The following is a 26,843-nucleotide window of genomic DNA, read 5'->3' as shown; positions in this document are numbered from 1 at the left end:
TATAAGCAATATAAATAATTATAGGCCAAGAACAAAGCCAAATAATTGAACTTAAATAATCCATTTTAACTCCTAATAATTATGTGCATGAGGATCTTCTATTTCCTCTTTTGTGATTTTTACTTTATCCATTTGGTACCAAACATATGCAATATAAGCTATAACAAAAGGAACCATTAAAGATACATATGACATTGTTGTTAAAGTATAGTGGCTACCTGAACTATTTTGTATAGTAAGGGAACTTTGCAAGTCATAAATAGAGGGATAGTATGCGGTGTTGTTGAAACCTACATTTAAAAATAGAGCCATGACTGTTAAAACTATTCCTAATCCTCCTGTTTTTATACAACAAGTCATATTAAAATGAATAGTTGCAACAACAGCTATTACAACCATAATAATTCCTAAAATGAACATACTTAAAACTATAGGCATTTCTAAAAAGTTTTCTAAATATTTGTATTTTACAAGATATACTAAGCCTTCAGAATTATAAGCAAAACCCTCTTTTGTAAATAGTAAAAAAAGAAATATAGAAAAGAAAACTAAAAAAATTGGCATATTAATTTTTATACTTTTAATAGCTCTTTGTCTAATAATGTCATGGTCTATATTATTGATAAAATATAAAGCCCCTGAAATTCTAACTAAAAAGAATAGGGCAAAACCAAGACTTAGATTAAAAGGATTTGCTAAAGCTTCTAAGCCTCTTAGACTTGTATGCCAGTGGGAAAAGTTGTTTTCATCTACACTAAAAGCTGAACCTGAAAAAAATGTGGCAATTGCAACTCCAAGTAAGATAACACCTAAACTTCCATTTATAAATAAAAAGCTTTCATATACTTTTTGTCCTAAAAAGTTTTGAGGCTTTTTTCTATACTCATAAGAAACAGCTTGAATAATAAAACAAAATAGTATAGACATCCAAACCCAATAAGCCCCACCAAAACTAGTAGAGTAAAACAAAGGAAAAGCTGCAAATAAAGCCCCACCAAATAAAACAAGTGTTGTAAATCCAAGTTCCCATTTTCTACCAAGTGAATTTACAAGCATAGTTTTTAGAGTTTCATCACCCTTTGATATAGTTCCAAGAAGAGTTTGTCCACCTTGAACAAACATAATAAATCCAAAAATTCCACCAAGTAGTGAGATTATAATCCACCAGTATTGTTGTAGTTGTAATAGTGTAAGTTCTTCAAACATTTTAGTGACCTCCATTTGGACCAATTGAAATCTGTTTTAGCATGATTTTTATTTCTGCTATTAAAAGGGCTGTAAATAAAAATGCAAACATATAAAATGTAATTTTTACATTTGTAGATGAAATATCAGTTGCTGCAATACCAACGGGCATTAAGTCTTGAATAGCCCAAGGTTGACGTCCAACTTCAGCTACAATCCATCCTGCCTCACTTGCTATATATCCTAAAGGTATAGAAGCAACAGTACTTATAAGTAGCCATTTGTACTGCATAATATCTTTTTTAAGAACAAAAAATAAAAGCAAAGCAAATAAAACTAAAAACCAAGAACCAAGAGCTACCATAATATGGAAAGCATAAAAGGTAATATCAACTGGAGGAACAATATCTTCAGGTTTATTAAGATGTCCGTAACCAAAGTATTTCATATTTTCACTAAGTATTTTTTCATGTTTTGCCATAGCAATTAGGTCATTTTTTCTTTTAGCTTCTTTATAATCTTTTAGCGCTTGTATTGCTATTTTACCTTGTGCTATTTTTTGGGATGTAGGGATAATATTATATTTCTCATTTCCATAAACTAGATCTTTTAGTCCAGGAACAAAAGCATGAATATCATGGTATCCAAGAAGAGATAAGGCATAAGGTGCTTCAAGTTCAAAGAGAAAAGTTTCTTCCTCATTTGTTAAACTCTTTTTAGGATTTAAAATACCAATAGCAACTATTCCAGCATCTTCTTTTCCTTCATAAAGACCTTCCATCGCTGCTAATTTTACAGGTTGTTTAAGTGCTACTTGGTGAGCTGACTCATCTCCATTTACTATAATAAAAATAGAAGAGATTAAACCAAAAGTAGCTCCTATAATCATAGATTTTTTAGCAAACTCTATTTCTCTTCTTTTTAGTAAATACCAAGCAGAAATACCAACTACAAATAGTGAAGCAACTATATAACCACTAGAAATTGTATGCAAAAACTTTGATATGGCAATAGGAGAGAATAAAACTTCCCAAAAGTTATTCATCTCATTTCTTACAGTATCTGGATTAAAAGTCATACCTACTGGGTATTGCATCCAGCCATTTGCAACTAAAATCCATAAAGCACTAAGATTTGAGCCAATTGCAACTAACCAAGTTGATAGTAAATGAAAACCTTTTGATACCTTGTCCCAACCAAAAAACATAACAGCAAAAAAAGTTGATTCCATAAAAAAAGCTAAAATTCCTTCAACTGCTAAAGGTGCTCCAAATATATCTCCTACAAACCAAGAGTAATTTGCCCAGTTTGTACCAAATTCAAACTCCATTATAATTCCAGTAGCAACACCAATAGCAAAGTTTATGGCAAAAAGTGTCATCCAAAACTTTGTAGTTTTTTTCCAAAATTCACTATTTGTTTTTACATAAATAGTCTCCATAATTGCAATAATAAAACCAAGCCCTAGTGTAAGTGGTACAAATAACCAATGATATATTGCAGTTAAGGCAAATTGAGCTCTAGACCAGTCTACTAAATGCTCTTCCATTATTTATCCTTTGTAATATTTTTATATATAAAATCTATTTTTGTTTCTTGAGTTTTGTATGTATTTTTAAAGTTTTCATCATAAATAAAGTACTTTAGAAAAACTAATATGATTAAAAGTTTTATGAATATTAACTTCCAAAGTGTTTTCCCAATTTTTAGGTTCTTAAAGCCTTCAATATACATATTTATAAAGTTTTTTAATAACATATAGTAAATTTCCTTTTATAATCTAAACTTATATAAATGAAATCATAAGGCAATTAATATTAAAGATATATAAAAATAATATAAGTATTTCTTATTTAACTACTTTTTTAAAATCAATAATTATTTTTAAAAGTTTGACTTAAAAATTAAATAGGATAAAAAATATCCTTAATATAAGCTAGGTAGTAGTTTTTATAGTTTATTTAATAAATTTATGTATTCATAAATAATATTTCAAAATTTATTTATTTTATGTAATAAGTTTTATATGATATAATAATCCATTATGATAAATTAAATTCAAAGGATATAAAATGGAGTGTGAATTTCCAAGTGTAAATTCTAATAATGAAGAGATTATAGAAATATTTAATAATACAAAAACAATAGCAATTGCAGGACTATCACCAAATGAAGAGAAAGCTTCAAATAGAGTTGCAAAATATTTACAAAATGCAGGATTTAAAATAGTTCCTATTTATCCTAAAGAAGATGAGATTTTAGGTGAAAAAGTATATAGAAGTCTAGAAGAAATACCTTTTAAGATTGATATGGTTGATATTTTTAGAAAGCCTGATGCTATTGCTGCTGTTGTTGACGCTGCTATAAAAAGAGGAGATATTGATACAGTATGGACTCAATTAGGTTTAGTAAACAATGAAGCTGCACAAAAAGCAAAAGAAGCAGGTATGAAAGTAGTACAAAATAAGTGTACTAAGATAGAACACGCAAATAATTTTTAATTAAAAGTTTATAGATTTTTTAGTTTAGATGGGTTGTTAAGCACAAGTTTAGCAACACATCCAGACTTACCATCTTTTCTATTTTTTAATGTGATTTTTGCTCTTAATGCATCAGATGCATTTTTTGCTAAGAATAGTCCAAGCCCAACTCCACTTTGATTTCCTACTCTTTTAAATGGTGCAAATAAATCAATATTTTCATCAATACCTTTACCTTCATCAGTTACAGTAATAATGATTTTTTCTTTACCTTTTTTAAGTCTAATAGCTATTGATTTATCCTCAGGTGTAAACTTAATAGCATTTTGTACAAAGTTTTGAAGTATCTGATTAAATAGAGTAACTTGCATAGATACTTTTAAATGATTTACATTTGAGAAAAACGTAACAATGATATTTTTTTGAGCACTAAGCATTCTGTAATCATTTGTTTTTTTCTTCATAAATTCAACTAAATCTAAATCTTGAGTTTGTTCAAACTGCGCACCCTCAGCTCTACCTATATCTAAAATAGATGAAATCATTATATTCATATCATCTATTTGTTTTACTGTTAGTCTTAGTGTTTCTTCATAAGCTTCTGGGTCTCTTTTTTTTCTAAGAGTAACTTCATTTTTTAGTTTCATAACAGCTAAGGGAGTTTTAAGTTCGTGAGCAGCTCCTATGAATAGTTCTTTTTTAAACTTAACATATGTTTCAATTCTATTTGTAAGGGAGTTAATAGAATCAGATAATGAGTGAAACTCAATAGGCAAATCTTTTTTATCTATTTGAGTTAATGAGTTTTCATCCATATTTGATAGTTTTTTATTTATTTGAATAATCGGTTTTAAAAGTGATTTTGATACTACTAGTGAGTAAATAAGCATCAGTAAAAAACCTGGAATTGCTAGAATAAATAGGTTTTTAAAAATAATAGAGTAAAGAATTTCTCTTTCAAAATTAATATTTCTTATAAGTTGAATAAATTTTCTTTTCTCTAAATTAAATGGATATAATAGTTTTATATAGTAATTTCCATTTTTTTTGTAAGTAAAAAACTTATAATTTTTAAGTTTTGGGTTATTTACTAAGTCAATTGATACTTCATCATCTTGAATAAGTTTAAACTTTTCAAAGTCAAACTCTTTATCATGTGAAATAATATAGATTTTTTTTGCATCTTTAAGCATGTTTTTTTGAATATTTTCATAAGTTGTACTTCTTGAATATTCGTAAAAAATAAAAGATAGTGCGATAATAAAAAGCGAAGTAGCAATAATTAGTTTTGTATAAAACTGTTTATAAATACTCTTCGCTTCCATTTAAAACCTAAAGGAATATATTATTGATTAAGCGTTTTCGTCTTGTGTAGAATCAGGGTAACAGAATCTGTATCCTCTTCTTCTAATAGTTTCAATTGTAGAGATGTTTAATGGTTTATCCATTTTTTGTCTAATTTGGTTAATAGCAACTTCAATTACGTTTGGAGTTACTAATTCTGGCTCTTCCCAGATAGCATCTAATAATTGCTCTTTTGATACAATTTGATCTCTATGTCTAGCTAAGTGAGTTAATACTTCAAAAGGCTTACCTTTTAATTCAATTTCTTCACCGTTATATTCAATTTTTTCTTCATCAGGATTAATTGCAAGACCTTCAATTTCGATGATGTTAGTTCCACCGAATCTTAATCTAGCTTCAATTCTTGCTAATAAAATATCAAAGTCAAATGGTTTTTTTATAAAGTCATCAGCACCAGATTTTAAAGCTTCGATTTCTGACTCTTTGTCATCTCTTGCAGAAATAATTACAACAGCAGTTCTTGAACTTCTGTTTTTTACAATTTTACATAATTCAATTCCATCACCATCTGGTAACATCCAGTCAGTTAAAACTAAATCATAATTTCTAATATCAATAAAGTATTCAGCATCTTTGTAATTTTCAGCAGCGTCTACTTGGTAACCAAAGTCAGTAAGACCCTCCTGTAATGTTCTATTTAAAGTTATTTCATCTTCAATTATTAAAATTCTCATATATTTGTTATCCCTTAAATTTAAGTTAAGTTTAAATTTGCTCGGAATTGTACCATAAATTTTTTTAAATTTAAAGGTTTTTTAAGGTAAATTCTTAAATTTTCTAAAAAAGTGTGTTTTTTGGGTATTTGCAATGGATATTAATTTTTTATTAACAAAGAAAAGTTACAATACTCTAAACTTTTTACTAAGGAAAATTATGAAGAAAATTATTTCAAGTGTGGTAGCATCATTAATATTATCTACAGGTTTAAGTGCAGCAGATTATTATGCAACTGTTGATGGAGAAAAAATCACAAAAACTGATGTAGCAATGGTTTTACAAGACCCAAGAATTCAATTTGAAACTTTACCAAAAAAAGCTCAAGAGCAAGTTTTAAATCAAATTATTAACAAAAAACTTCTTGCTAAAAAAGCTATGAGTGAAGGTATTGAAAAAGATGAACAATACAAAGATGCTTTAAATAGAATGAAATCAGATTTAGCATTTCAAGTTTGGCAACAAAATGAATTAAAAAACATGAAAATTCCTGAAGCAGAGCAAAAGAAATTTTATGATGAGAATAAAGATAAATTTAAAACACCAGCAACTTTAAAAGCTAGACATATTTTAGTTAAAACTGAAAAAGAAGCAAAAGATTTAATTAAGCAGTTAGATAAAGCTTCTAAAAAAGAAGAAAAATTTATTGAATTAGCAAAGACAAAATCTCAAGGACCAAGTGGTAAAAATGGTGGAGATTTAGGTGAATTTAATGCACAACAAATGGTTCCAGAATTTGCTGATGCAGCTCAAGCATTAAAAAAAGATACATACTCTAAAACACCAGTAAAAACACAATTTGGATATCATGTAATCTATTTAAATGATAAAAAAGCTTCTAAGTCATTATCTTTTAATGAAGTTAAGGGTAATATTTCAAGAATGTTATTACAAAATAAGTATAACAACAAAGTAAAACAAATCACTGACGAATTAAGACAAAAAGCAAAAATCGTAATTAAGTAAATTTAATAAAAAAACACAAGGAGAACAAGTTGGGTGTATTAGATATTGTAAAGCCAGGGGTATTAACAGGTAGTGAAGCTAAAAAACTTTTTGCATATGCAAAAGAGAATAAGTTTGCTATTCCTGCAGTAAATGTAGTAGGAACTGATTCAGTAAATGCTGTATTAGAAGTAGCAGCAAAAGTTAATTCACCTATTATTATCCAATTTTCAAATGGTGGAGCTCAATATTTTGCAGGAAAAGGTTTAAAAGTAGATAACGCTGCTATCTTAGGTGGAGTTAGTGGTGCACAACATGTACATACAATGGCAGAAGCATATGGTGTTCCAGTTATTTTACATACAGACCATGCAGCAAGAAAACTTTTACCATGGATTGATGGTTTATTAGAAGCTGGTAAAAAGCATTTTGAAAATACTGGTAGACCTTTATACACTTCACATATGTTAGACTTATCAGAGGAATCTTTAGAAGAGAATATTTCTACATGTGTTGATTACTTTAAAGTGATGAACGAGCTTGATATGATGATTGAAATTGAGCTTGGAATTACTGGTGGAGAAGAAGATGGTGTTGATAACTCAGATGTTGACAATGCTTTATTATATACTCAACCAGAAGAAGTTTGTTATGCTTATGAGAAGTTAGGAGAAGTTGGACCTAACTTTACAATTGCCGCTTCATTTGGAAATGTACATGGTGTTTATAAACCAGGAAATGTTGTACTATCTCCAAAAATCTTAGATAACTCTCAAAAGTTTATTCAAGAGAAACACTCAACTGAAGATAAAGCAGTTGATTTCGTATTCCATGGTGGGTCTGGATCTGAATTATCAGAGATTAGAGAAGCTATTGAATATGGTGTAATTAAAATGAACATTGATACAGATACTCAATGGGCATTCTGGGATGGTGTAAGAGCTTATGAGGCTAAAAACCATGATTATTTACAAGGTCAAATTGGTAACCCAGATGGTGAAGATAAGCCAAATAAATCTTACTATGACCCAAGAAAATTCTTAAGAGCAGGGCAAGAGTCTATGATTGCTAGATTAGAAGTAGCTTACTCTGATCTTTGTTCTTTAGACAAAAACTAATAAAACTAAAAACCAGCTTTTAGCTGGTTTTACCCTATAAATTAAAATCTAATTTTATTTTAAAACTATATAATATTTTCCAAAGGAAAGCGAATGAATATAGTTTTAAAAACACGAGAAAAAAAAGATGATGAAGTTGAAATCATCTTACTTAAAAACACAGAAAAACTACCAAAGAAAACTCAAAAAATATTAAATAATATAAGTTTTAAAAGTTCAAATTTTAATACATATTTTGAAATAAGTTCAAAAAAAATATTTGTATATATAAAAAATAAAGATAGTGAGTCTATAAAAATAGCAATTAGTAAAGCTGTAAATGCTTTGAAAAAATATACTTGTTTTTATATAGATATTAATTCTTTAAAAAAAGAGTTAAAAATTGAGGATATAACTCAAGGTTTTATTCTTGGAACTTATGAGTTTTTAAAATATAAAAAGAAAGAAAAAATTTTAAAAACACTTTGTATAAATATCAAAGATTCAGAACATAAAAAAATAGATTTAGAAAATAGATTAAAAAATAGTTTAAAACTATGTGAAAGTGTAAACTTTGTAAGAGATATTGTAAATACTCCAGCGCAAGATTTTTATCCAAAAAGTATGGTAAATGAAGCTTTAGAAATAGCAAAGAAAAAAAACATGAGTTGTAGTATATATGGTGAAGATTATATGCAAAAAAACTCTTTAAATGCAATGTATGCTGTAGGAAGAGCTTCAAGACATGAAAGTCAATTAATTCACTTATCATATAAACCATGTAATCCTGCAAGTACAAGGACAAAAAATCCAAAAGCTAAGATAGTTTTAGTTGGAAAAGGTGTTACTTATGATACAGGTGGTTTAAGTCTTAAAAGGGGCGATGGTATGGTTTCTATGAAGATTGATAAAGCAGGAGCTATATCTATTTTGGGAGTTATGAGATATTTAAGCCAATCAAACTTAGATATTGAAGTTCATGCTATTTTAGGTGCTGTTGAAAATATGATTGATTCAAATGCTTACAAGCCTGATGATGTGATAAAAATAGGAAATAAAACTGTTGAGATTACAAATACAGATGCAGAAGGAAGACTAGTTCTTGCTGATTGTTTAGTTTATGCTCAAAAGAATATAAATGATATAGATTATATCTTAGATTTAGCAACTTTAACTGGTTCTAGCATAGGAGCATTTGGTGGATATACAAGTGCTGTTTTAGGTCATAGTGAAAAGTTAAAAAAGAGAATTTTTAAGGCTTCTAAAAGAAGTGGAGAGCTAGTAGGATTTATGCCTTATAATATTTATATGCAAGATATTTTAAAAAGTGGTGTTGCTGATATATTAAACTCTAGTGCAAATAAAAATGGTGCAGCTATTATAGGAAGTATGTTTTTAGACAACTTTATAGAGAAAAAATATAAAAAGAAATGGTTACATTTTGATATAGCAGGGCCTTCATATAGAAAGACTACATGGGGTTACAATCCTTATGGTGCAACAGGAGCAGGGCTTAGACTAGTAGTTGAATTTTTAAAAGATATAAGTGTGAAGAATCAATAGTTTATTGATTCTCATACTTAGGATATAAATTTACTATGCTTCTTTCAAACTCTTCTTTAAACATAGAGTAATTTTGAAGTCTTACAGGATGGTCTAGCTCTAAAATCTCAAAAGTATCAAGACCTTCTTTTACCGCATTTTTTAAAGTAGTATCTAAATATCTTAGGTAAAAAATATTTTCATCTAAAACTTTTTTATCAAAAGATACTTTTCCATGTCCTGCAACTAAAATTTTAAAATCAATAGTTTTTAGTTTTTCTAAAGCTTTTATCCAATCTTGAAGATTTGCATGGGGAGTTGCTACAGCACGATTATTAAAAACTAAATCAGAAGCATAAAGGATTTTTGTTTTTTCATCAAAGATTACAATATCACTTTTTGTATGACCATCTAAATATAAAAGCTTTAGTTTATAATCATCTAAAATAAGCTCTTTTTGTTCAAGTAAAATATTTGGGGCTTTTACTTTTGTAGTATATGCTACTTCACCGATTAGATTAACCATATTACTTATATACAATTCTCCATTACTTTTAATATCATTTTTTGTATATTCTGTAGCATAGATTTTTACATCTTTAAAGGCATGATTTCCTAGAAAATGATCAGGGTGATGATGTGTATTTAAAATAAATCTAACAGGTTTATTTGTGATTTTTTTGATTTGTTCTTTTAGTTGCTGTGCATACTCTACACTTGAACCTGTATCTATTAAAATTACAGAGTTTGGAGTAATAATAAATGCACTGTTTGAAATATCGCCACCATTTTGTTTTGAAAAATACTCTTCTTTTCCATAAAAATAGTAACTATTTTCACTTAATTTTATAGGTTTTAGTTTAAAGTTAAAACTATTTGCATAGCATGAAATAGAAGCTATGATTAGTAATAAAAGTTTCATCATAGCTCCAATTCAAAGTCATTTCCATCATTATCTAAAAAGTTCATTTTATATGATTTACTATTATCTTGTGTTTCAAAAATAAATCTAGGGTTTTCACTAATAGCTGAACTAGTTTTTATAGTTGATAAAATTTCTTTATCATTTTTTATAGTTATAGTATTTATATAAAACTCAACATTTCCAAAGATTAAACCTGTTTCCATAGGATGAAAAATAGAAGCTTTAATTCTATTTTTATCCTTTTTTTCAAAAACTTTACCTTTAGTTTTTCCTAGAAATTTTGCAAAGTCACTATTTGTAGAGGCTTGACTTGAAACATCACAACCTCCACCATTACTTCTAATATTTTTACTTCCTATATGCCAAATACCTTTACTATCAAGGATTAAAGCTCTTAATGGGGTTTCTTGAGCTACTTTTATATTTGTTGAGATTATAGGCAGAATTTTTGTTGTTTGCATATCTACAATTCTTGGAATCGGGTTTAAATCTGCAAATATTATCATTCTTTGTGCATCTTTTATTTTTGAGGCATTTACATAAATTGGAACTTGTACAGGATTATCTGCAAAGTTTGGAACTTTAATTTGAATATTTTCATCATCAAAAATATATTTTTGATTACCAATTATTTGTTTTATTAAATCCTCAAAAGTTGGAGAATCAATAGGGTTTTTAGCAAAAAGATTTGTGCTTATAAAAAAAGTTAAAACAAAAAGAAGTAATGTTTTCATGACATATCCTTATTGAGTTTTTGAAATAGGAGGCATGTATTCAACTCCATATTTTTCAAATATTTTTTTGATAGTTCCTTTAGTATATGCTTGATGAAGAACTCCATCAATATGATAACTTAAAGGTCTATACATACTAGAAACTGCTGTAGCTAAATCCCAATGTGATTTAACATTTGGTAAGGCATCACTTATATAGTATTTATCTTTGTTGTTTTGATAATCTAAAAGATGTTCTAACTGTGATTTTAAACCTGCAATTGCATCTATTTTTCTATTTTTAAAATCATTAATTGCTTTATCAAATTTGAAATAGTGTTTAACATTTTTACTTATTAAACCTCTTGCAAAACCTGTTATGTATGTATCAGGTAGCGTATCAAGTTCAACACCAATTGTATGATATGCAAAAGTTGCAAGAGTTTCAAATTCAGGAATTATATCTTTGTGAGTTGCTACAACCCACTTTTCACTTTGATAAGGCCCTTTGATTGTAACCATTTCTGTTTCAAGTTCACCAGTTGATTTATCTGTGATTCTTAAGTAGTCATAATCATAAGGAATTCTAAACATAACATCTGCTTTGTTTTTGTGAACTAAATTACCTTTCCAAATTGTATTTCTTAAATCATCAGATAAGTTTTCATCAGAACCTGTAACATACCAAATAGGTTTTACTTTAAGAGATTTTGCAATAATCTCTCCTAGTTCTATATCAATACCTTTTAGCTTGCCGTTCTCTTCATAAGAGTAAGGAGGAAAATTCTCATAAACAGCAATTACAATATTTCCACTTTCTTGAATATGTTCAATACTTCTGGCATTTGCAAATAAAGCTAATAAAACTATTAATACTGTTGATTTAAGCAGTTTCATTTCTTACTCTTTTGGTAAAGATAAGATATATGTTCTAATAGCCCACATTGCTTCTTGATTTAAAACACCTTCAAATGGTGGCATATAAACATTTCCATTTCTAACAGCACCATGTCTGATTCTTTCCATGAACCACTCATCTCCGTCCATACCTGCTTCTAAGAATCTTAAATCAGGTGCAACACCACCAGAAATAGCATCTAAACCATGACATCTTGCACAGTTCTCACTATAAGCATAAGCACCAATTTCTACAGCTTTTTTATTATCTGTATTATATGGGTTTTCATCTAACCACTCTTCACCTAATGGAGCTAAACCTTTAGTATCCACTTCTTGAGGTGTAACACTTCCATGTCCAAATGCAACTACTGCTGAAAATAGTGTTGCTAATCCTAATTTTTGTATTTTATTCATCTTTTTCTTCCTTTTATATTTTTAGATTTCGAAATTATAAACACTTTTTATAGCCTGATTATAGCGATTAAAAATAGGGTGTCTTTCGCTAAATTCATGCTATAAAACTCCTATACAATACTTGATATTTAACCTTTGGAGAAAAAATATATGATTAAATTTTTAGTAACACTTTTAATAACGATAATAAGTATTATAAATGTTAATGCAGAAGATAAATTAAAAGTAGGTGTTTTAGCTTATGGAACAGTTAATTGGGAACTTGATGTAATAAAACATAATAAACTTGATAAAAAGTATGGCTTTGATTTAGAGATTTTAAAACTTGCTTCAAAAAATGCTTCATCTGTTGCAATACAAGCTTCATCAGTTGATATGATTGTTACTGATTGGCTTTGGGTAAATACTCAAAGAGCTAATAATAAAGATTTTACATTTTATCCTTACTCGAAGGCTACGGGAACTATTTATACAAAAAAAGATGCAAAAACTTTTCTTGATTTAAAAGCAGAAGAAGTTGGAGTTGCAGGTGGTGCCTATGATAAAAGCTGGTTACTTTTAAGAGCATATAGTAAATACAAATATAAAAAAGATTTAAATGAGTTAATAACTCCTGTTTTTGCTAGTCCAGTTATCTTATATAAAAAGATATTAGATGGTTCTTTAAACAGTGCAATAAATTTTTGGCACTTTAATGCAAAACTAAAAGCTAAGGGTGTAAAGCCATTGATTGAAATGGCTGAAGTTTTAAAAGAATTAGGAATAAAAGAGGATATTTCGTTGGTAGGATGGACTTTTAGAAGAGATGTAGCTTTAAAAAATAAGGATTTATATAACTCTTTTATAAAAGCTAGTCATGAAGCAAAAGATATTCTTTTATCAAATGAAAAAGAGTGGGATAGAATAAGACCTCTTATGAAAGCAAAAGAGGATAAAGTTTTTGAATCATTAAAACAAGGATTTAGACAAGGAATTATAAAAGAGTTTAACTCTAAAAATATAGAAGACTCAAAAAAAGTATTTGAAATACTTTTAAAAGAGGGTGGCAAAAACTTAGTATCAAATGCTAAAAGTTTAGATGAAAAAACATTTTGGAATTTTCAAAAGTAAGAAGTATAAAAAGTGTTAAGTAAAAATATCAGAATTACATCAGTTATAGTTTTTTTAACTATATGGGAAATATCAGCTTATTTTATAGCAAGTGATACTTTCCCTTCTATTAGTCAAATAGCTGCTAGTTTATATGACCATACTTTTAATTCAGACTTACTTTATAATTTAGGGATTACTTTATATAGAGTATTTGTTTGTTTTTTTGTAGTTATGTTCTTAGGGATTATTTTTGGTATTTTAATGGGAATATCAAAAAAAATAGATGATATTTTTGATTTTATTTTAATTCTTGGATTAAATATTCCAGCTCTTGTAACAATTGTAATTTGTTATATCTGGTTTGGGCTTACAGATTTTGCAGCACTTTTAGCTGTGATTTTAAATAAACTTCCAATTGTAATAGTAAATGTAAGAGAAGGTACTAAGGCAATTGATAGAAAATATATGCAATTAGCAAAAGTATATAAAGTATCAAAAAAAGAGACTTTCTTTAAAGTCTTTTTACCACAAATATATCCTTATATAATGGCCTCTACAAGATTATGTTTATCACTAATTTGGAAGATTGTATTAGTTGTTGAACTTCTTGGAAGAAGTGATGGAATAGGTTTTAAAATCTCTATGTTCTTTCAATTCTTTGATATTACTTCAATTTTAGCTTACTCTTTTGCTTTTGTTTTAGTAATTCTTTTAATTGAAAAACTATTTTTAAAACCAATAGATTTATATATCAATAAATGGAAATAAAATGTTAGAAATTTGTATTGAAAATAAAAACTATAAAGATAAAAGAGTTTTAAAAGATATAAATATAAGTCTTAAAGCAAAAGAGTTTATATCAATTATTGGTCCATCTGGTTGTGGAAAAACAACACTTCTAAATATTTTGGCATCACTAGATGATGATTATATAGGAGAAATTAAAAAAGATAGTGAAGAGATCTCTTTTATGTTCCAAGATGATAGATTAATACCTTGGTTAAGTATAAAAGACAATCTTCTTTTAGTATCAAAAAACAAAGATGAAAATAAAATTACTGAACTTCTAAAATTAATAAATTTAGAAGAGGTTTTAGAGTTTTATCCAAGTGCTTTATCAGGGGGAATGAAAAGAAGAGTAGCTTTAATAAGAGCTTTTATAAATCAACCCAAACTTATACTTTTAGATGAGCCTTTTATTTCTCTTGATTATCCAACTGCAATGCAGTTGAAAGATGAGTTTTTAAAACTATGTGAGAAGTTTAATCCTAAAGTAGTTTTAGTAACTCATGATTTAAGTGAAGCAATATACTTTTCAAATAGGGTTTTCTTTTTATCTAAAAATCCTGCAACTATAATTTTAGAGTTTGAAAACAATAAAAATAAAAAAGCCAATCAACGAAGAGTTGATGAGGTAAAAAATGAGATATTTGAAAAATATCCAAACATATTAAAAGGAGAAATATGAAAAAAATAGTTTTAATCTTAATGCTTGGTCTTGCTTTATTTGCAAGTGAAAATAAAATGCAAGTTTTCCAACCTATGACAAGCACATGTCCTAAGTCTTGGTTAGATGATATGAAAAAGATAGCCGATGAAGTTGAAATAGTTCAAATGGTAAATGTAAAAGGTTTAAAGTATAGTGTTGGTGTTCCAAGGGAAGTTCAATCATGTAATACAACAATTTTTAAAGATTATGTATTTGAAGGAAATGTTCCAGCAAAAGCTATAAAAGAGTTCTTTAAAAGCATTCCAAAAGACTCAATGGGGCTTTCTTTACCTTCTTATGAAAATGATAAAGAAGTAAAAACAGTATTTTTACTTTTAGATAATGGTACTTACAAAGAGTTTGGGAAATATTAATCCAAACTCTTTAATATTAGATTTTTTAACTTCTCATTTACTTCTTTGTAAATCATATCTTCATCTTTTAAGTTATGATACTTTTTATAAGATATAAAAACTTCATTTTTAATTTCATAAACAGAAATTCCCAAAGGACAATATGTAATATTAGAAGGGTTTTCTTGAATCATTTTTAAAGTAAAGCTACTTTTACACATAAGTAGATTTATGCCATTTGTTAAAACAGGTTTTTGCTTTAAAGCTTTAGCTACATTTGATGTAGATTTTGCAAGATTAAGTTCATGAACTATTACAAAACCTTGGAAGCCAATCTCATCTTTTAGATTTACTAATACTTCTTGGAAATTCTCATTTTCAACTTTCACACTAAAAAGATTTTTATTCTCTATTATTTTATAGTTTGCACTTAAACTGCAAGCTATAAAAAAAAGAAGTATTAGCTTTCTCATTACTTTTTACACTCCATTTCAAATGGTGCAATACCTAAAGTATCTAAGTCAGTTTTAGGGTGTAAAAATCCAACTTGTGGAGAAGTTGATACTAATGCTCTTGGTTGAACTAGTGCAACTGGCATTCTAATTTGACCGTTAAATTCTCTAAATGTTAGTTTTCTTCCTTTGTATGCTGCAAGTTCAAAATCTTTTGAATAAATAAACTTTATATTTGTATTCAAATCAGCTGTTTTTGTATGAGTTATTGCATTTATTATTGTTCTAATAGCAACCCAGTTTGAATAATCAACTGATTGCATCCATCTTTTTGAAAACTTTTCAAATCTACTTTGCATTTGTGCTGCACCCCAAGCTTCAATAACTTTATGCCATGATACAGGTGTTAAACCTTGTGTTCCAGCAACTGGTCTTGGAAGCCAAGTATTAAAGTACATAAACTCACCAAAGTCACCATGGTAATCAGCAAGTAAAATTAAATCATAATTTGAAGCTTGAGTAAATGAAGGGAACTCACTACTTGCTTTTCTTCTAATATCACTATTATTATCCCAAACTTTCTCTTCTACGATTTTTGCACCAAATTTTTTAATTGATCTTTTAATATCTTCTTTAATAAGTAAATCTTTTTCTTGTTTTCCACTAATTAAAAATATATCTTTAAAGTCTCTTTTTACTAAAAATTGTACTAATCCGTCATATAACATAGCATTACTTGCTATTGTATGTAGTAAATTTTCTTGACAATAGTTTTTTCTAAGATGTGAATTTTGACTTTTTGCATTTACAAATAGAGTTTTTGAAGATAGTTTATGTGCTAAAAGCTCTTTTAATAAATCATCTTCCACATTTAAAACAACATAATTGTTATTTTCATTTATGAACTTCTCATATGCACTAATTAATTCTTCTTTTTTATAAGAAATTGCTTCTACTAAATTATACTTTTGATTTAAGAATCTTGCACTTTTATTGCTGTCTTTTATTGCTACTTGGGCACCTTTTAATCCTAAATCTTTTGGATCTTCAATTACATTTGAAAGTACTGGTGGCTTTTTTATTTTTTGTTCTAGATATAAAATATTTACTTCTAATATATTTGCATTTAAAAAAGTTGCAAATAGTAGAAAAAATGGTATTAGTTTCATCTATTTTCCTTTTAATTTTTTTTTGAGTATACATAAGATTTATAGCTTAAGTTTAGCAAAATAGTATTGCTAAACTCAGGCTATAAATATGATATACAATGCTTTCACAAAAATAAGGAGAAGATATTATGAAGAGATTATTATTAGCATCTGCATTATTATCAACAAGTTTATTCGCAGATACTATTTATGTTTCAAATGAGAAAGATAATACTATTACAGTTATAGATTCAAAAACTGATAAGGTTATTGATACTATTGAAGTTGGGCAAAGACCAAGAGGTATATTATTAAACAATGATTATACAAATCTATATATTTGTGCTAGTGATGATGATACTGTGCAAGTTTTAGATTTAAAATCAAAGAAAATAATACATAACTTACCATCAGGTGAAGACCCAGAACAGTTTGCTTTACATCCAGATGGGAAAGAGTTATATATTGCAAATGAAGATGATGGAATTGTAACTGTAGTAGATACTCAAGAAAAATCAGTAATAGCACAAATTGAAGTTGGTGTAGAACCAGAAGGAATGGCAGTAAGTCCAGATGGAAGTGTTGCTATTAATACAACTGAGACATCAAACTTTTTACATTGGATTGATACTAAAACAAAAAAGATTATTCACAATACTTTAGTTGATCAAAGACCAAGACATATTGAGTTTACAAAAAGTGGTGATAAAGTATGGGCATCAAGTGAAATTGGTGGAACTGTAATGGTAGTTGATACAAAAACAAAAGAAGCAATCAAAAAGATTAACTTTAAAATTCCAGGTGTTTTCAAAGATTTAATTCAACCAGTTGGAATTAAATTAACAAGTGATGGTAAATATGCTTTTGTTGGTTTAGGACCTGCAAATCATGTAGCTGTAATTGATGCAAAGACATATAAAGTAATCAAATACTTATTAGTTGGAAGTAGAGTTTGGATGCTTGATTTTGCTGAAAATGAAAAGAAACTTTACACAACAAATGGTGTAAGTGGTGATGTTTCTGTAATTGATGTTGAATCATTAAAAGTTAAGAAAACAATCAAGGTTGGAAGATACCCATGGGGATTAGCAGTAGTTCCTAGTAAATAATCATGGAAAAGAATATCTTAGAATTAAAAAATGTAGATTTTTCATATGGTAGTAAAAAGGTATTAAATAATATATCTTTTAGTATAAAGCAGGGCAGTTTTTCTGTTCTGCTAGGACTAAATGGTGCTGGTAAATCTACAGTTTTTTCATTAATTACAAGACTTTTAAAACTAGAAGTTGGAACTATAAATATAAATTCACACTCAATTAAAAACTACACAAAATCTTTAAAAGATATAGGAATTGTTTTTCAAGAACCTACTTTAGATTTGGATTTAACTGTAAGACAAAACTTATACTATTATGGCTCACTAAAAGGTCTAAATTTTAAAGAAACTATTAAATCTGTTGAAAATGAAATAGTAAGACTTGAACTTCAAGATAGTTTAGATATTACGGCAAGAAAATTAAATGGTGGGCATAGAAGAAGGGTTGAAATTTTAAGAGCTTTAATAAACAAGCCAAAACTTTTACTTCTTGATGAACCAACTGTTGGACTTGATTTAAAAAGTAGATTTGATATTTTGGATTATGTTAGGGATTTAGTAAAAAGAGAAAACTTAAGTGTATTATGGATAACTCATCTTTTTGATGAGGTAAATGAAGATGATGATATCTCTTTTATCAAAAAAGGTGAAATCGTTGAATCTGGTAAAGTAAAACAAATAGTTCAAAAATATGAAAAAGATAACTTGGTTGATACTTTCAATCAAATAGTAAGGTAAAAAATGAATATTTATTTAAATTGTATGAAAGGGATTGTCTATAAAGAGCTAATTCGATTTGTAAAACAAAAAAGTAGATTTTTCTCAGCACTAGTGCGACCTTTATTATGGTTATTTATCTTTTCTGTTGGTTTTAAAACAGCTTTAGGTTTGGCTATTATTCCTCCATATGAAACATATATTACTTATGAAACATATATAGTTCCAGGACTTGTTGGTATGGTTTTACTTTTTAATGGAATGCAAAGCTCACTTACTATGATATTTGATAGAGAGATGGGAAGTATGAAGATTTTGCTATCTTCTTATATAAATAGAAACTATTTACTTTTTTGTAAGATGTTTGCTACAGCAATTGTATCAACAATTCAAGCTGTTACATTTTTACTTATTGCAAAAGTTTATGGTGTTGATATATCATTTTTAGCTATTCTAGCGACTATACCAATTATTATGATTTCATCAATTATTTTAAATGCATTTGCTTTATTTATTTCTTCTGTTATTAAGCAGTTAGAAAACTTTGCAACAGTAATGAATTTTGTAATATTCCCAATGTTCTTTTTAAGTAGTGCTTTATATCCCCTATGGAAAATAAAAGATTCTTCATTGGTATTATTCAATATTTCTTCTTTTAATCCATTTACTTATATAGTTGAGTCAATTAGGTTCGCTTTATATCTAAAAATTGATATAAATTCACTATTAATTGTACTGCTTTCTTTAATAATAAGCCTAATAATGGCCTTTGTAGGTTTTAAATCTAAAAAAGTAAATCATAGCTAAACTCAGGCTATATTTCTTATGTATACTTCTTTCAAGACAAATTTTTCAGGTTTGTTCATAATATAAGAAGGAGAGAAGATGAATAAGAATAGATTGCTAACTAGTGCAGTTGCCGTTACACTAGCTGCACTAATTAGTGGATGTGCTATGTCTAATAACACAGGAAATAATAGCATAACAAAAGTTACAGAACCATCATTTGCACCTGTTACAAACGACCAAATAGTAAATGATGCAAAAACACCTGGTGATGTAGTTAGTTATGGTTTAGGGCCAAAAGGTCAAAGATACTCAACATTAACTCAAATCAATAAAGATACTATTAAAGATTTAGTTCCTGTATGGAACTTTAGTTTTGGTGGTGAAAAACAAAGAGGTCAAGAATCACAACCTGTTGTTAAAGATGGAGTTATGTATGTAACTGCTTCTTACTCTAGACTTTTTGCAATTGATATTTTAACTGGTGAAGAGTTATGGCAATACGATGCAAGACTTCCAGATGCAATTTTACCATGTTGTGATGTTATCAACAGAGGTGCTGCATTATATGATGATTTAGTAATTTTCGGAACACTTGATGCAAAACTAGTTGCTCTTGATAGAAAGACTGGTAAAGTTAAATGGAAAAAAAGAATTGCTAAATATAAAGATGGATACTCATTTACAGCAGCTCCACTTATCGTAAAAGATATGTTAATTACTGGTGTATCTGGTGGTGAGTTTGGTATTGTTGGTAAAGTAGAAGCAAGAGACCCAAAAACTGGTAAACTATTATGGACTAGACCAATGGTTGAAGGACATATGGGATACTTAAATGGTAAAGAAAATGGTATTACTGGTACTCTAAATGCTACTTGGGAAGGTGATACTTGGAAACATGGTGGAGGAGCTCCATGGAATGGTGTAACTTACGATCCTGAAACTGACTTAATTTATGTTCCAACTGGAAACCCAGCTCCTTGGAATTCTCACTTAAGAAAAGGTGATAACTTATACACTGCTTCAAGAGTTGCTGTAAATCCTGATACAGGTAAAATTGTATGGCACTTCCAAACTACTCCAAATGATGGATGGGATTATGATGGTATGGCAGAATTTGTACCATTTGATTACAAAGATGAAAATGGAAATGTTGTAAAAGCAGGTGCTACTGCTGATAAAAATGGTTTCTTCTATGTATTAGATAGAGTTACTGGTAAATATATCAGATCTACTCCTTTCGTTGATAAAATTACATGGGCTAAAGGAATTGATGAAAATGGTAGACCTATTGTAAATGAAGATAACAGACCTGGAGCTCCTGTAAATGGGAAGAAAGGTAAATCTGTATTCTCTGTACCTTCGTTCTTAGGTGGTAAAAACTGGAACCCAATGGCATACTCTCAAAAAACTGGATTATTCTATGTTCCAGCAAATGAGTGGGGAATGGATATTTGGAATCAACCAGTATCTTATAAAAAAGGTGCAGCATACTTAGGTGCTGGATTTACAATTAAGCCTGTTTATGAAGATCATATTGGTGCTTTAAAAGCAGTTGATCCTGTAACTGGAAAAATCAAGTGGATTTATAAAAACAAAGCACCATTATGGGGTGGAGTTTTAACTACTGCTGGTGGTTTAGTAATTACAGGTAATCCAGAAGGAAAACTATTAGTATTAGATGATGAGACTGGTAAAGAGTTATATTCATTTAATGTAGGTTCTGGAATCGTTTCTTCTCCTATTACTTGGGAGCAAAATGGTGATCAATATATTGCTGTAGTATCTGGTTGGGGTGGAGCCGTTCCTTTATGGGGTGGTGAGGTTGCTAAAACTGTAAAACTTCTTAACCAAGGTGGTTCAGTTCACGTGTTCAAATTACATAAGTAGTCTGAACACAAAAATCTTACAAAGGAGGTAATTGTTATGAAATGGGAAACACCTATGTTTGTAGATAATAGATTTGGTTTTGAAGTAACAATGTATATTTGTAACGAGTAGAGCCAACTTCGAGTAAACTAGCTTTTGCTAGTTTGCTCTTTTTATAATTAAGTCTTATTTAGACTTAATTATAAAAAGAGTTAAGGGAAGATTATGAGAATAGAAGTTTTAGGATCAGGAGCAGGAGGAGGACTTCCTCAGTTTAACTGTAACTGTGATAACTGTAAAGGTTATAGAGAAGGTAAAGAAACTATCAAAAGAAGAACTCAAAGTTCTATTACTATAAGCGAAGATGGTGAAAATTGGGTTTTATTTAATACTTCACCAGATATTTTAGAGCAAATTCATAATTCCCCTTTTTTACACCCAACACAAAAAAGAGAAACAAAAATAAAAGCTATCGTTTTTAACGATGCTCAAATTGACCATACAACAGGTCTTCTTATGTTAAGAGAGGGATGTCCTCATCAAATTTACTGTACAAAAGAAGTAAATGAAGAGTTAAATACATCTTTTCCTACTATGAAAATGCTAAAGCATTGGGATGGTGGAGGAACTGTTTGGCATGAAATTCTTCCAGATTCAACTACAAAATTTGAAATACCAGTTATGCCTAGTTATGAGTTTTATGCTCATGCTTTAATTTCAAATGCACCTCCATATTCAGCCCACAGAGATAAACCAAGAAAAGGTGATAATATTGGAATAACAGTTGTAAATAAAAATACTGGAAAAAGACTATTTTATTTACCAGGACTTGGTGTTATGGAAGACCATGTATTTGAAGAGATGAGAAATGCAGATGTTCTTTTAATAGAAGGAACATTATGGACAAATGATGAAATGATTAAAGGGAATTTTTCAAATAAGCTTGGAACTGATATGGGACATATTCCATTAAGTGGAGAAGAAGGACTTATCAAAGTTTTAGATAGTTTAGAAAAACCAAGAAAAATACTAATTCATATAAATAATACAAATCCTATTTTAGATGAGAGTAGTGATGAGTATAAGGAACTTATTTCACATGGAATTGAAGTTTCTTATGATGGTATGAGTATCGAAATATAATTAAGGAGAGAATATTATGACTAAAAAAATTGACCAATTACTTTCAAAAGAAGAGTTTGAAGCTAAATTAAGATCTATGGGTAAGATGTACCATATTCATCATCCCTTTCATATAAGAATGTATAAAGGTGAATGTACAAAAGAAGAGATTCAGGGATGGGTAGCAAATAGATTTTATTATCAAACAGCAATTCCTATTAAAGATGCTGCAATTATGTCAAATAATCCACCTTTAGAAGATAGAAGAAAGTGGATAGATAGAATTATAGACCATGATAGTGTTGGTGGAGGAATTGAAGCTTGGCTTGAGTTAGGTGAAGCAGTTGGTCTAAATAAAGAGGATTTAATCTCTCATAGATATGTTTTACCATCAGTTAAGTTTGCAGTTGAAGCATATATAAATTTTGCAAAACAAAGACCTTGGAAAGAGGCTGCAATGTCATCTTTAACAGAGATGTTTGCTCCTGAAATTCATCAACAAAGACTTAATACATGGCCTGATAATTATCCTTGGATTGAACCAAAAGGTTTAAGATATTTCCAAAAAAGATTAAGTGAAGCAAGAAGAGATGTTCAGCATGGATTAGCTTTAACATTAGAAGAGTTTAATACAATTGAGCTTCAAAGTAAAGCTTGTGAAATATTACAATTTAAATTAGATATTTTATGGACAATGTGTGATGCTTTATATTTAGCATACGAATTAAAACAACCTCCATACTTTAATATTGAAGGGGTAGAAGATGCACAAAGAAAAATTAATTGTAGTGAATAATCACTTTCAATTACAGTTTGAAAAAGCACAAGACTGTTTTGTATTATTATACCCAGAAGGTATGGTTCAGTTAAATCAAAGTGCTGGTGAAATCATGAATCAATGTGATGGAACAAAAAGTTTTAATCAAATAGTAGAGACTTTAGAAAAAAAGTTTGAAATGACTGGTTTATCAAAAGATATAGAAGCTTTTTTCAATGAAGCTTTTGATAGAAAGTGGGTACAGTATGTCGATTAATGATAAAGCAAATAATGAAAAATTAGAAATAAAACCACCTCTTTGGGTTCTTTTGGAGTTAACTCATAAGTGTCCTTTAGAGTGTTCTTACTGTTATAATCAACTTGATTTTGTAAATACAAAAGATGCTATGAGTAAAGATGATTGGTTTAGAGTGATGGATGAGGTTAGAGAACTTGGAGCTGTTCAACTTGGTATTTCAGGTGGTGAGCCTTTACTAAATAAAGATATAGTTGATATTGTTCAAAAAGCAAATGACTTGAAGTTTTATACAAATCTTATTACATCAGGAGTTGGTGCTCCAAAAGGAATAGTTAAAAAACTAAAAGATGCAGGGCTTAAAACGGTTCAGTTAGGTATTCAATCTCATGATGAGAATACTATGACTTTAATTACTAACAATAAAAACTCTTATAAAGAGAAAATTGCCTTTGCAAAAGAAGTAAAAGATGCAGGATTACAACTAATTGTAAATACTTGTATTACTAGACAAAATATTCATCAAGTAGGTGAAATTATTGAATTTGCCGAAACTCTTGGAGCAAATTATTTAGAAATTGCAAATATTCAATATTATGGTTGGGCCTTAAAAAATATAAATGCACTGCTTCCTTCAAAAGAGCAATTAGATGAAGCAAAAGCAAAAGTAAATGAGTATAGACAAAAAGATGATGCAATGAAAGTATTTTTAGTTGTACCTGATTATTTTGCTGATAGACCAAAAGCATGTATGAATGGTTGGGGTACTACATTTTTAACTATAAATCCTGATGGAGTTGCACTTCCATGTAATACAGCAAATACTTTACCTTTAGAATTTCCAAATGTTAAAGAAAACTCTGTAAAAGAAGTATGGTATGACTCAAAAGCCTTTAATTATTTTAGAGGTGATAGTTGGATGAAAGAGCCTTGTAGGACTTGTGATGAAAGAGACAAAGACTTTGGCGGTTGCAGATGCCAAGCCTTTGCTCTAACAGGAGAGATGAATGCTGCAGATCCTGTGTGTTCTAAATCACCTGATCATGCAGTTGTTACGCAAAAAATCCAAGATAGTATCACTTATAGCGATCAAAAGATTTTTTACAGAAATAGAAAAAATTCTATTTCATTTTTAGAAGCTTGATAGAGTTAAATCTATCTTCTTCTTTTCTTTCGAGTTTTAGAAACTCTTTTTGTATTAATTTTGAAACTGTATGATAGATACTTTTTTATCATATATTCAGATAAATCATACATCTCATCCAAACTTGTCTTAACTTTCCAAGTTGGAATATCATCTTTTTGAGATATATTCTTTTTAACTGCTATATTATTTTCATTGTAAATACTTAGTATCTTATCAATAGGGAAGCTATCGATGAACGTATATGAACAAAAAGATTTTTCAAACTCTTTTTTATAATTATAAATCAAACTAAAAGCAAGTAGTTCAGGAATCCAATACGAACCCTTCTTTAGTTGGGAAGAAAAGATTGAGGTTAGGAATTTATAATAAGCCCTCATTGGTTCTAAATTTGTTGATATTTTTTTAAGTGTCGAGGACTTATTTTGATTCTGGAAAACATATGAAAGTGTTTCACTTGTTACTATATTATTGTCTAAATATATTTTTAGATTTTTCACATTTTCATGAATAAATTTCATGTCTTTTTCATTTTTAGGTAATTCCATTTTTTTGTAATCACTTAATAAATGATGAACAATAATAAGTAGAGTATCTAATTTTAATTTTTGCAAATTTATAGATTCACACTGTTGTAAAACTAAATTCAGTTGTTTGTTTAAGTCCATATTTCTTCCTAAAAAACTTACTTATATTTGAATTGCACTAATTGTATGAAAAAATAAGAAATAATTCTTCTTTTTTCTTGCTAATAAAATTGTCTATTAGTGCTTTTTTTATATTTCATTATTGATAAATATGATATTTATCTAACATTAATCTTGTTTTCTTTTATATTTGTTATTAATTTTCTTATGCTTTCAATTCTATTTTCTTCTTCTAAAATATGATTTATTGCTTCTAAGTTAAAGTGTTCTAGTTTTTTATCTAAATAAGAAGTATCTAGTTTTCCTTCAATAAAATCATTATCTCTTACAATTTCTCTATGTAAAGGAATATTTGTAGGAAGTCCTTCTATAAAAAACTCATCAAGGGCTCTTTTTGCTTTTTTTACTGCTCCTTCCCAATCAAGAGAGAATACAATTAATTTTCCTAACATTGAATCATAGTTTGATGGGATTTTATATCCTGCGTAAAGAGCTGTATCAAGTCTAACTCCTGGACCTCCTGGTGCCATATAATTTGTGATTTTTCCACTTGAGGGCATAAAGTTTTTCTTTGGGTCTTCAGCATTTATTCTAAATTCTATTGCATAACCTTTGAATTTTATTTCTTCTTGAAGAAATTTAAGTTTATCCCCTTCTGCTATTTCAATCATTCTTTGAATAATATCAATTCCAGAGATAAGTTCTGTTACAGGGTGTTCTACTTGAACTCTTGTATTCATCTCTATAAAATAGATATTATCTTTATCATCTACTAAAAATTCAACTGTTCCTACACTTTCATATCCAAGTTTGAACATAGCTTTTGTTGAGACTCTATATAACTCTTTTCTAACTTCTTCGTTTAATCTTGGACTAGGAGCTATCTCTATTACTTTTTGATGTCTTCTTTGAATTGAACAATCTCTTTCTCCTAAATGTAATACATTCCCATACTTATCAGAGATTATTTGAATCTCAATATGTCTTGGATTTTGAACATATTTTTCAATAAAAACATCACCTTTACCAAAAAACTTTTGTGCTTCTTGTGTTGCTGAATTAAATAGTTCTTCAAAATCTTTTTCTTCTTTTACTATTCTCATTCCTCTTCCACCACCACCAAAGGCAGCTTTTATAATAATAGGAAAACCTATTTGTTTAGCAATACTTTTCCCTTCATTTATATTTACAATAGGTTCACTTGTTCCTTCTAAAACAGGTACACCTATTTCTTTCATGGCAACTTTTGATGCCATTTTATCCCCAAATAAAGCAATATGTTCAGGTTTAGGACCAATAAAAATAATTCCATTATCTTCACACGCTTGAGCAAATTCAGCATTTTCACTTAGAAAACCATATCCTGGATGAATCGCATCACAATCACATTTTTTTGCCAAAGCAATAATTTTGTCATAATTTAAATAAGCCTCAATGGGATTGCCTAAAATAGGGTAGCATTCATCAGCTTTTTTAACCCATACTCCATCAATATCAACTTCAGAAAAAATAGCTACACTTTTTATATCTAATTCTTTACACGCTCTAATAATTCTAAGGGCTATCTCATTTCTATTTGCTACTAATACTTTCTTAATCTTCTTCATAAACTTTCCTTATTTTTTAAAGATGAAG

General features: G+C 28.7%; 30 protein-coding genes. 17 read left to right on the top strand and 13 right to left on the bottom strand.

Going from position 1 to position 26,843, the window contains the following annotated elements:
- Positions 1-72 precede the first annotated feature (72 nt).
- The 3 genes from cydB to ACH5BF_RS04980 are packed head-to-tail and all read right to left on the bottom strand — an operon-like array spanning position 73 to position 2,943.
- Positions 73-1,206, bottom strand: a complete 1,134-nt coding sequence (gene cydB, locus ACH5BF_RS04990; protein WP_423273103.1) for a cytochrome d ubiquinol oxidase subunit II — start codon at positions 1,204-1,206, stop codon at positions 73-75.
- A gap of 1 nt (position 1,207) precedes the next feature.
- Positions 1,208-2,734, bottom strand: a complete 1,527-nt coding sequence (locus ACH5BF_RS04985; protein WP_423273102.1) for a cytochrome ubiquinol oxidase subunit I — start codon at positions 2,732-2,734, stop codon at positions 1,208-1,210.
- Positions 2,734-2,943, bottom strand: a complete 210-nt coding sequence (locus ACH5BF_RS04980) for a DUF4492 domain-containing protein (protein WP_423273101.1) — start codon at positions 2,941-2,943, stop codon at positions 2,734-2,736. The genes ACH5BF_RS04985 and ACH5BF_RS04980 overlap by 1 nt, the downstream gene beginning before the upstream one ends.
- A gap of 314 nt (positions 2,944-3,257) precedes the next feature.
- On the opposite strand from ACH5BF_RS04980, the gene ACH5BF_RS04975 reads away from it, so the two are divergent.
- The gene (locus ACH5BF_RS04975; protein WP_423273100.1) at positions 3,258-3,686 is read left to right on the top strand and encodes a CoA-binding protein; all 429 of its coding nucleotides are present in this window, start codon (positions 3,258-3,260) and stop codon (positions 3,684-3,686) included.
- An 8-nt stretch (positions 3,687-3,694) separates the two neighbouring features.
- On the opposite strand, the gene ACH5BF_RS04970 is transcribed toward ACH5BF_RS04975, so the two are convergent.
- Positions 3,695-4,990, bottom strand: coding sequence for a sensor histidine kinase (locus tag ACH5BF_RS04970; protein WP_423273099.1), 1,296 nt, complete (start codon positions 4,988-4,990; stop codon positions 3,695-3,697).
- 27 nt (positions 4,991-5,017) lie between these two features.
- Complete coding sequence (gene hsrA / locus ACH5BF_RS04965) at positions 5,018-5,704, bottom strand: homeostatic response regulator transcription factor HsrA (protein ID WP_423273098.1); 687 nt, start codon at positions 5,702-5,704, stop codon at positions 5,018-5,020.
- A 199-nt stretch (positions 5,705-5,903) separates the two neighbouring features.
- Between hsrA and ACH5BF_RS04960 the strand changes: the two genes are divergently transcribed.
- From ACH5BF_RS04960 to ACH5BF_RS04950, 3 genes are all read left to right on the top strand, one after another.
- A complete protein-coding gene (locus ACH5BF_RS04960; RefSeq protein WP_423273097.1) occupies positions 5,904-6,710 on the top strand; it encodes a peptidylprolyl isomerase in 807 nt (268 codons plus the stop codon).
- A 29-nt stretch (positions 6,711-6,739) separates the two neighbouring features.
- Entirely contained in the window at positions 6,740-7,807 is a 1,068-nt protein-coding gene (gene fbaA / locus ACH5BF_RS04955) for a class II fructose-bisphosphate aldolase (protein WP_423273096.1), read from the top strand.
- 93 nt (positions 7,808-7,900) lie between these two features.
- On the top strand, positions 7,901-9,349 hold the full coding sequence (locus ACH5BF_RS04950; protein WP_423273095.1) for a leucyl aminopeptidase: 1,449 nt from the start codon (positions 7,901-7,903) through the stop codon (positions 9,347-9,349).
- Position 9,350: 1 nt separating this feature from the next.
- On the opposite strand, the gene ACH5BF_RS04945 is transcribed toward ACH5BF_RS04950, so the two are convergent.
- The 4 genes from ACH5BF_RS04945 to pedF are packed head-to-tail and all read right to left on the bottom strand — an operon-like array spanning position 9,351 to position 12,280.
- A complete protein-coding gene (locus ACH5BF_RS04945; RefSeq protein WP_423273094.1) occupies positions 9,351-10,250 on the bottom strand; it encodes a quinoprotein relay system zinc metallohydrolase 1 in 900 nt (299 codons plus the stop codon).
- Positions 10,250-10,987 (bottom strand): quinoprotein dehydrogenase-associated SoxYZ-like carrier, encoded by a 738-nt coding sequence (locus ACH5BF_RS04940; protein ID WP_423273093.1) that lies wholly within the window; start codon positions 10,985-10,987, stop codon positions 10,250-10,252. Before ACH5BF_RS04940 ends, ACH5BF_RS04945 begins: the two co-directional genes overlap by 1 nt.
- Positions 10,988-10,996: 9 nt before the next feature.
- A complete protein-coding gene (locus ACH5BF_RS04935; protein ID WP_423273092.1) occupies positions 10,997-11,863 on the bottom strand; it encodes a substrate-binding periplasmic protein in 867 nt (288 codons plus the stop codon).
- 3 nt (positions 11,864-11,866) lie between these two features.
- Positions 11,867-12,280, bottom strand: coding sequence for a cytochrome c-550 PedF (pedF, locus tag ACH5BF_RS04930; RefSeq protein WP_423273091.1), 414 nt, complete (start codon positions 12,278-12,280; stop codon positions 11,867-11,869).
- A 150-nt stretch (positions 12,281-12,430) separates the two neighbouring features.
- On the opposite strand from pedF, the gene ACH5BF_RS04925 reads away from it, so the two are divergent.
- The 4 genes from ACH5BF_RS04925 to ACH5BF_RS04910 are packed head-to-tail and all read left to right on the top strand — an operon-like array spanning position 12,431 to position 15,235.
- Positions 12,431-13,390, top strand: coding sequence for an ABC transporter substrate-binding protein (locus ACH5BF_RS04925; protein ID WP_423273090.1), 960 nt, complete (start codon positions 12,431-12,433; stop codon positions 13,388-13,390).
- A gap of 12 nt (positions 13,391-13,402) precedes the next feature.
- The gene (locus ACH5BF_RS04920) at positions 13,403-14,140 is read left to right on the top strand and encodes an ABC transporter permease (RefSeq protein ID WP_423273089.1); all 738 of its coding nucleotides are present in this window, start codon (positions 13,403-13,405) and stop codon (positions 14,138-14,140) included.
- Between the two features lies 1 nt (position 14,141).
- Positions 14,142-14,840, top strand: a complete 699-nt coding sequence (locus ACH5BF_RS04915; RefSeq protein ID WP_423273088.1) for an ABC transporter ATP-binding protein — start codon at positions 14,142-14,144, stop codon at positions 14,838-14,840.
- Positions 14,837-15,235, top strand: a complete 399-nt coding sequence (locus tag ACH5BF_RS04910; protein ID WP_423273087.1) for a DUF411 domain-containing protein — start codon at positions 14,837-14,839, stop codon at positions 15,233-15,235. The genes ACH5BF_RS04915 and ACH5BF_RS04910 overlap by 4 nt, the downstream gene beginning before the upstream one ends.
- Here the strand turns inward: ACH5BF_RS04910 and ACH5BF_RS04905 are convergent.
- Positions 15,232-15,687 carry a DUF302 domain-containing protein gene (locus ACH5BF_RS04905; RefSeq protein WP_423273086.1) on the bottom strand — a complete coding sequence of 152 codons (456 nt, stop codon included), beginning with the start codon at positions 15,685-15,687 and terminating at the stop codon, positions 15,232-15,234. The genes ACH5BF_RS04910 and ACH5BF_RS04905 overlap by 4 nt on opposite strands.
- Positions 15,687-16,835: a type 1 periplasmic-binding domain-containing protein gene (locus ACH5BF_RS04900; RefSeq protein WP_423273085.1), complete on the bottom strand. Its 1,149-nt coding sequence runs from the start codon at positions 16,833-16,835 to the stop codon at positions 15,687-15,689. Before ACH5BF_RS04900 ends, ACH5BF_RS04905 begins: the two co-directional genes overlap by 1 nt.
- A gap of 128 nt (positions 16,836-16,963) precedes the next feature.
- Here ACH5BF_RS04900 and ACH5BF_RS04895 point away from each other — a divergent pair, with 128 nt between their 5' ends.
- The 9 genes from ACH5BF_RS04895 (at position 16,964) to pqqE (ending at position 24,561) form a co-directional block, all read left to right on the top strand.
- Positions 16,964-17,923: a PQQ-dependent catabolism-associated beta-propeller protein gene (locus ACH5BF_RS04895; RefSeq protein WP_423273084.1), complete on the top strand. Its 960-nt coding sequence runs from the start codon at positions 16,964-16,966 to the stop codon at positions 17,921-17,923.
- 2 nt (positions 17,924-17,925) lie between these two features.
- The gene (locus ACH5BF_RS04890; RefSeq protein WP_423273083.1) at positions 17,926-18,648 is read left to right on the top strand and encodes an ATP-binding cassette domain-containing protein; all 723 of its coding nucleotides are present in this window, start codon (positions 17,926-17,928) and stop codon (positions 18,646-18,648) included.
- Between the two features lie 3 nt (positions 18,649-18,651).
- Entirely contained in the window at positions 18,652-19,434 is a 783-nt protein-coding gene (locus tag ACH5BF_RS04885) for an ABC transporter permease (protein WP_423273082.1), read from the top strand.
- A 78-nt stretch (positions 19,435-19,512) separates the two neighbouring features.
- Positions 19,513-21,303, top strand: coding sequence for a PQQ-dependent methanol/ethanol family dehydrogenase (locus tag ACH5BF_RS04880; RefSeq protein WP_423273081.1), 1,791 nt, complete (start codon positions 19,513-19,515; stop codon positions 21,301-21,303).
- Between the two features lie 36 nt (positions 21,304-21,339).
- The gene (pqqA, locus tag ACH5BF_RS04875) at positions 21,340-21,414 is read left to right on the top strand and encodes a pyrroloquinoline quinone precursor peptide PqqA (protein WP_404307570.1); all 75 of its coding nucleotides are present in this window, start codon (positions 21,340-21,342) and stop codon (positions 21,412-21,414) included.
- A gap of 93 nt (positions 21,415-21,507) precedes the next feature.
- Entirely contained in the window at positions 21,508-22,425 is a 918-nt protein-coding gene (pqqB, locus tag ACH5BF_RS04870; protein WP_423273080.1) for a pyrroloquinoline quinone biosynthesis protein PqqB, read from the top strand.
- 16 nt (positions 22,426-22,441) lie between these two features.
- Positions 22,442-23,200: a pyrroloquinoline-quinone synthase PqqC gene (gene pqqC, locus ACH5BF_RS04865; protein WP_423273079.1), complete on the top strand. Its 759-nt coding sequence runs from the start codon at positions 22,442-22,444 to the stop codon at positions 23,198-23,200.
- Positions 23,169-23,438, top strand: coding sequence for a pyrroloquinoline quinone biosynthesis peptide chaperone PqqD (gene pqqD / locus ACH5BF_RS04860; RefSeq protein WP_423273078.1), 270 nt, complete (start codon positions 23,169-23,171; stop codon positions 23,436-23,438). The genes pqqC and pqqD overlap by 32 nt, the downstream gene beginning before the upstream one ends.
- Entirely contained in the window at positions 23,428-24,561 is a 1,134-nt protein-coding gene (gene pqqE, locus ACH5BF_RS04855) for a pyrroloquinoline quinone biosynthesis protein PqqE (protein ID WP_423273077.1), read from the top strand. Before pqqD ends, pqqE begins: the two co-directional genes overlap by 11 nt.
- A gap of 11 nt (positions 24,562-24,572) precedes the next feature.
- On the opposite strand, the gene ACH5BF_RS04850 is transcribed toward pqqE, so the two are convergent.
- Both ACH5BF_RS04850 and ACH5BF_RS04845 read right to left on the bottom strand, forming a co-directional pair.
- A complete protein-coding gene (locus ACH5BF_RS04850; RefSeq protein ID WP_423273076.1) occupies positions 24,573-25,229 on the bottom strand; it encodes a hypothetical protein in 657 nt (218 codons plus the stop codon).
- A gap of 137 nt (positions 25,230-25,366) precedes the next feature.
- On the bottom strand, positions 25,367-26,815 hold the full coding sequence (locus ACH5BF_RS04845) for an acetyl-CoA carboxylase biotin carboxylase subunit (RefSeq protein WP_423273075.1): 1,449 nt from the start codon (positions 26,813-26,815) through the stop codon (positions 25,367-25,369).
- Between the last annotated feature and the right edge of the window lie 28 nt (positions 26,816-26,843).

This window comes from Arcobacter pernae (assembly GCF_049472135.1).
Taxonomy (GTDB): domain Bacteria; phylum Campylobacterota; class Campylobacteria; order Campylobacterales; family Arcobacteraceae; genus Arcobacter_B.
This window is presented reverse-complemented; position numbering and strand designations above follow the sequence as displayed.

What these genes read in the sequence shown, in the direction of transcription:
- cydB (WP_423273103.1), bottom strand. Translation starts at nt 1,206, where the DNA reads ATGTTTGAAGAACTTACACTATTACAACTACAACAATACTGGTGGATT.
- ACH5BF_RS04985 (WP_423273102.1), bottom strand. Translation starts at nt 2,734, where the DNA reads ATGGAAGAGCATTTAGTAGACTGGTCTAGAGCTCAATTTGCCTTAACT.
- ACH5BF_RS04980 (WP_423273101.1), bottom strand. Translation starts at nt 2,943, where the DNA reads ATGTTATTAAAAAACTTTATAAATATGTATATTGAAGGCTTTAAGAAC.
- ACH5BF_RS04975 (WP_423273100.1), top strand. Translation starts at nt 3,258, where the DNA reads ATGGAGTGTGAATTTCCAAGTGTAAATTCTAATAATGAAGAGATTATA.
- ACH5BF_RS04970 (WP_423273099.1), bottom strand. Translation starts at nt 4,990, where the DNA reads ATGGAAGCGAAGAGTATTTATAAACAGTTTTATACAAAACTAATTATT.
- hsrA (WP_423273098.1), bottom strand. Translation starts at nt 5,704, where the DNA reads ATGAGAATTTTAATAATTGAAGATGAAATAACTTTAAATAGAACATTA.
- ACH5BF_RS04960 (WP_423273097.1), top strand. Translation starts at nt 5,904, where the DNA reads ATGAAGAAAATTATTTCAAGTGTGGTAGCATCATTAATATTATCTACA.
- ACH5BF_RS04950 (WP_423273095.1), top strand. Translation starts at nt 7,901, where the DNA reads ATGAATATAGTTTTAAAAACACGAGAAAAAAAAGATGATGAAGTTGAA.
- ACH5BF_RS04945 (WP_423273094.1), bottom strand. Translation starts at nt 10,250, where the DNA reads ATGAAACTTTTATTACTAATCATAGCTTCTATTTCATGCTATGCAAAT.
- ACH5BF_RS04940 (WP_423273093.1), bottom strand. Translation starts at nt 10,987, where the DNA reads ATGAAAACATTACTTCTTTTTGTTTTAACTTTTTTTATAAGCACAAAT.
- ACH5BF_RS04935 (WP_423273092.1), bottom strand. Translation starts at nt 11,863, where the DNA reads ATGAAACTGCTTAAATCAACAGTATTAATAGTTTTATTAGCTTTATTT.
- pedF (WP_423273091.1), bottom strand. Translation starts at nt 12,280, where the DNA reads ATGAATAAAATACAAAAATTAGGATTAGCAACACTATTTTCAGCAGTA.
- ACH5BF_RS04925 (WP_423273090.1), top strand. Translation starts at nt 12,431, where the DNA reads ATGATTAAATTTTTAGTAACACTTTTAATAACGATAATAAGTATTATA.
- ACH5BF_RS04915 (WP_423273088.1), top strand. Translation starts at nt 14,142, where the DNA reads ATGTTAGAAATTTGTATTGAAAATAAAAACTATAAAGATAAAAGAGTT.
- ACH5BF_RS04910 (WP_423273087.1), top strand. Translation starts at nt 14,837, where the DNA reads ATGAAAAAAATAGTTTTAATCTTAATGCTTGGTCTTGCTTTATTTGCA.
- ACH5BF_RS04905 (WP_423273086.1), bottom strand. Translation starts at nt 15,687, where the DNA reads ATGAGAAAGCTAATACTTCTTTTTTTTATAGCTTGCAGTTTAAGTGCA.
- ACH5BF_RS04900 (WP_423273085.1), bottom strand. Translation starts at nt 16,835, where the DNA reads ATGAAACTAATACCATTTTTTCTACTATTTGCAACTTTTTTAAATGCA.
- ACH5BF_RS04895 (WP_423273084.1), top strand. Translation starts at nt 16,964, where the DNA reads ATGAAGAGATTATTATTAGCATCTGCATTATTATCAACAAGTTTATTC.
- ACH5BF_RS04890 (WP_423273083.1), top strand. Translation starts at nt 17,926, where the DNA reads ATGGAAAAGAATATCTTAGAATTAAAAAATGTAGATTTTTCATATGGT.
- ACH5BF_RS04885 (WP_423273082.1), top strand. Translation starts at nt 18,652, where the DNA reads ATGAATATTTATTTAAATTGTATGAAAGGGATTGTCTATAAAGAGCTA.
- ACH5BF_RS04880 (WP_423273081.1), top strand. Translation starts at nt 19,513, where the DNA reads ATGAATAAGAATAGATTGCTAACTAGTGCAGTTGCCGTTACACTAGCT.
- pqqB (WP_423273080.1), top strand. Translation starts at nt 21,508, where the DNA reads ATGAGAATAGAAGTTTTAGGATCAGGAGCAGGAGGAGGACTTCCTCAG.
- pqqC (WP_423273079.1), top strand. Translation starts at nt 22,442, where the DNA reads ATGACTAAAAAAATTGACCAATTACTTTCAAAAGAAGAGTTTGAAGCT.
- pqqD (WP_423273078.1), top strand. Translation starts at nt 23,169, where the DNA reads ATGCACAAAGAAAAATTAATTGTAGTGAATAATCACTTTCAATTACAG.
- pqqE (WP_423273077.1), top strand. Translation starts at nt 23,428, where the DNA reads ATGTCGATTAATGATAAAGCAAATAATGAAAAATTAGAAATAAAACCA.
- ACH5BF_RS04850 (WP_423273076.1), bottom strand. Translation starts at nt 25,229, where the DNA reads ATGGACTTAAACAAACAACTGAATTTAGTTTTACAACAGTGTGAATCT.
- ACH5BF_RS04845 (WP_423273075.1), bottom strand. Translation starts at nt 26,815, where the DNA reads ATGAAGAAGATTAAGAAAGTATTAGTAGCAAATAGAAATGAGATAGCC.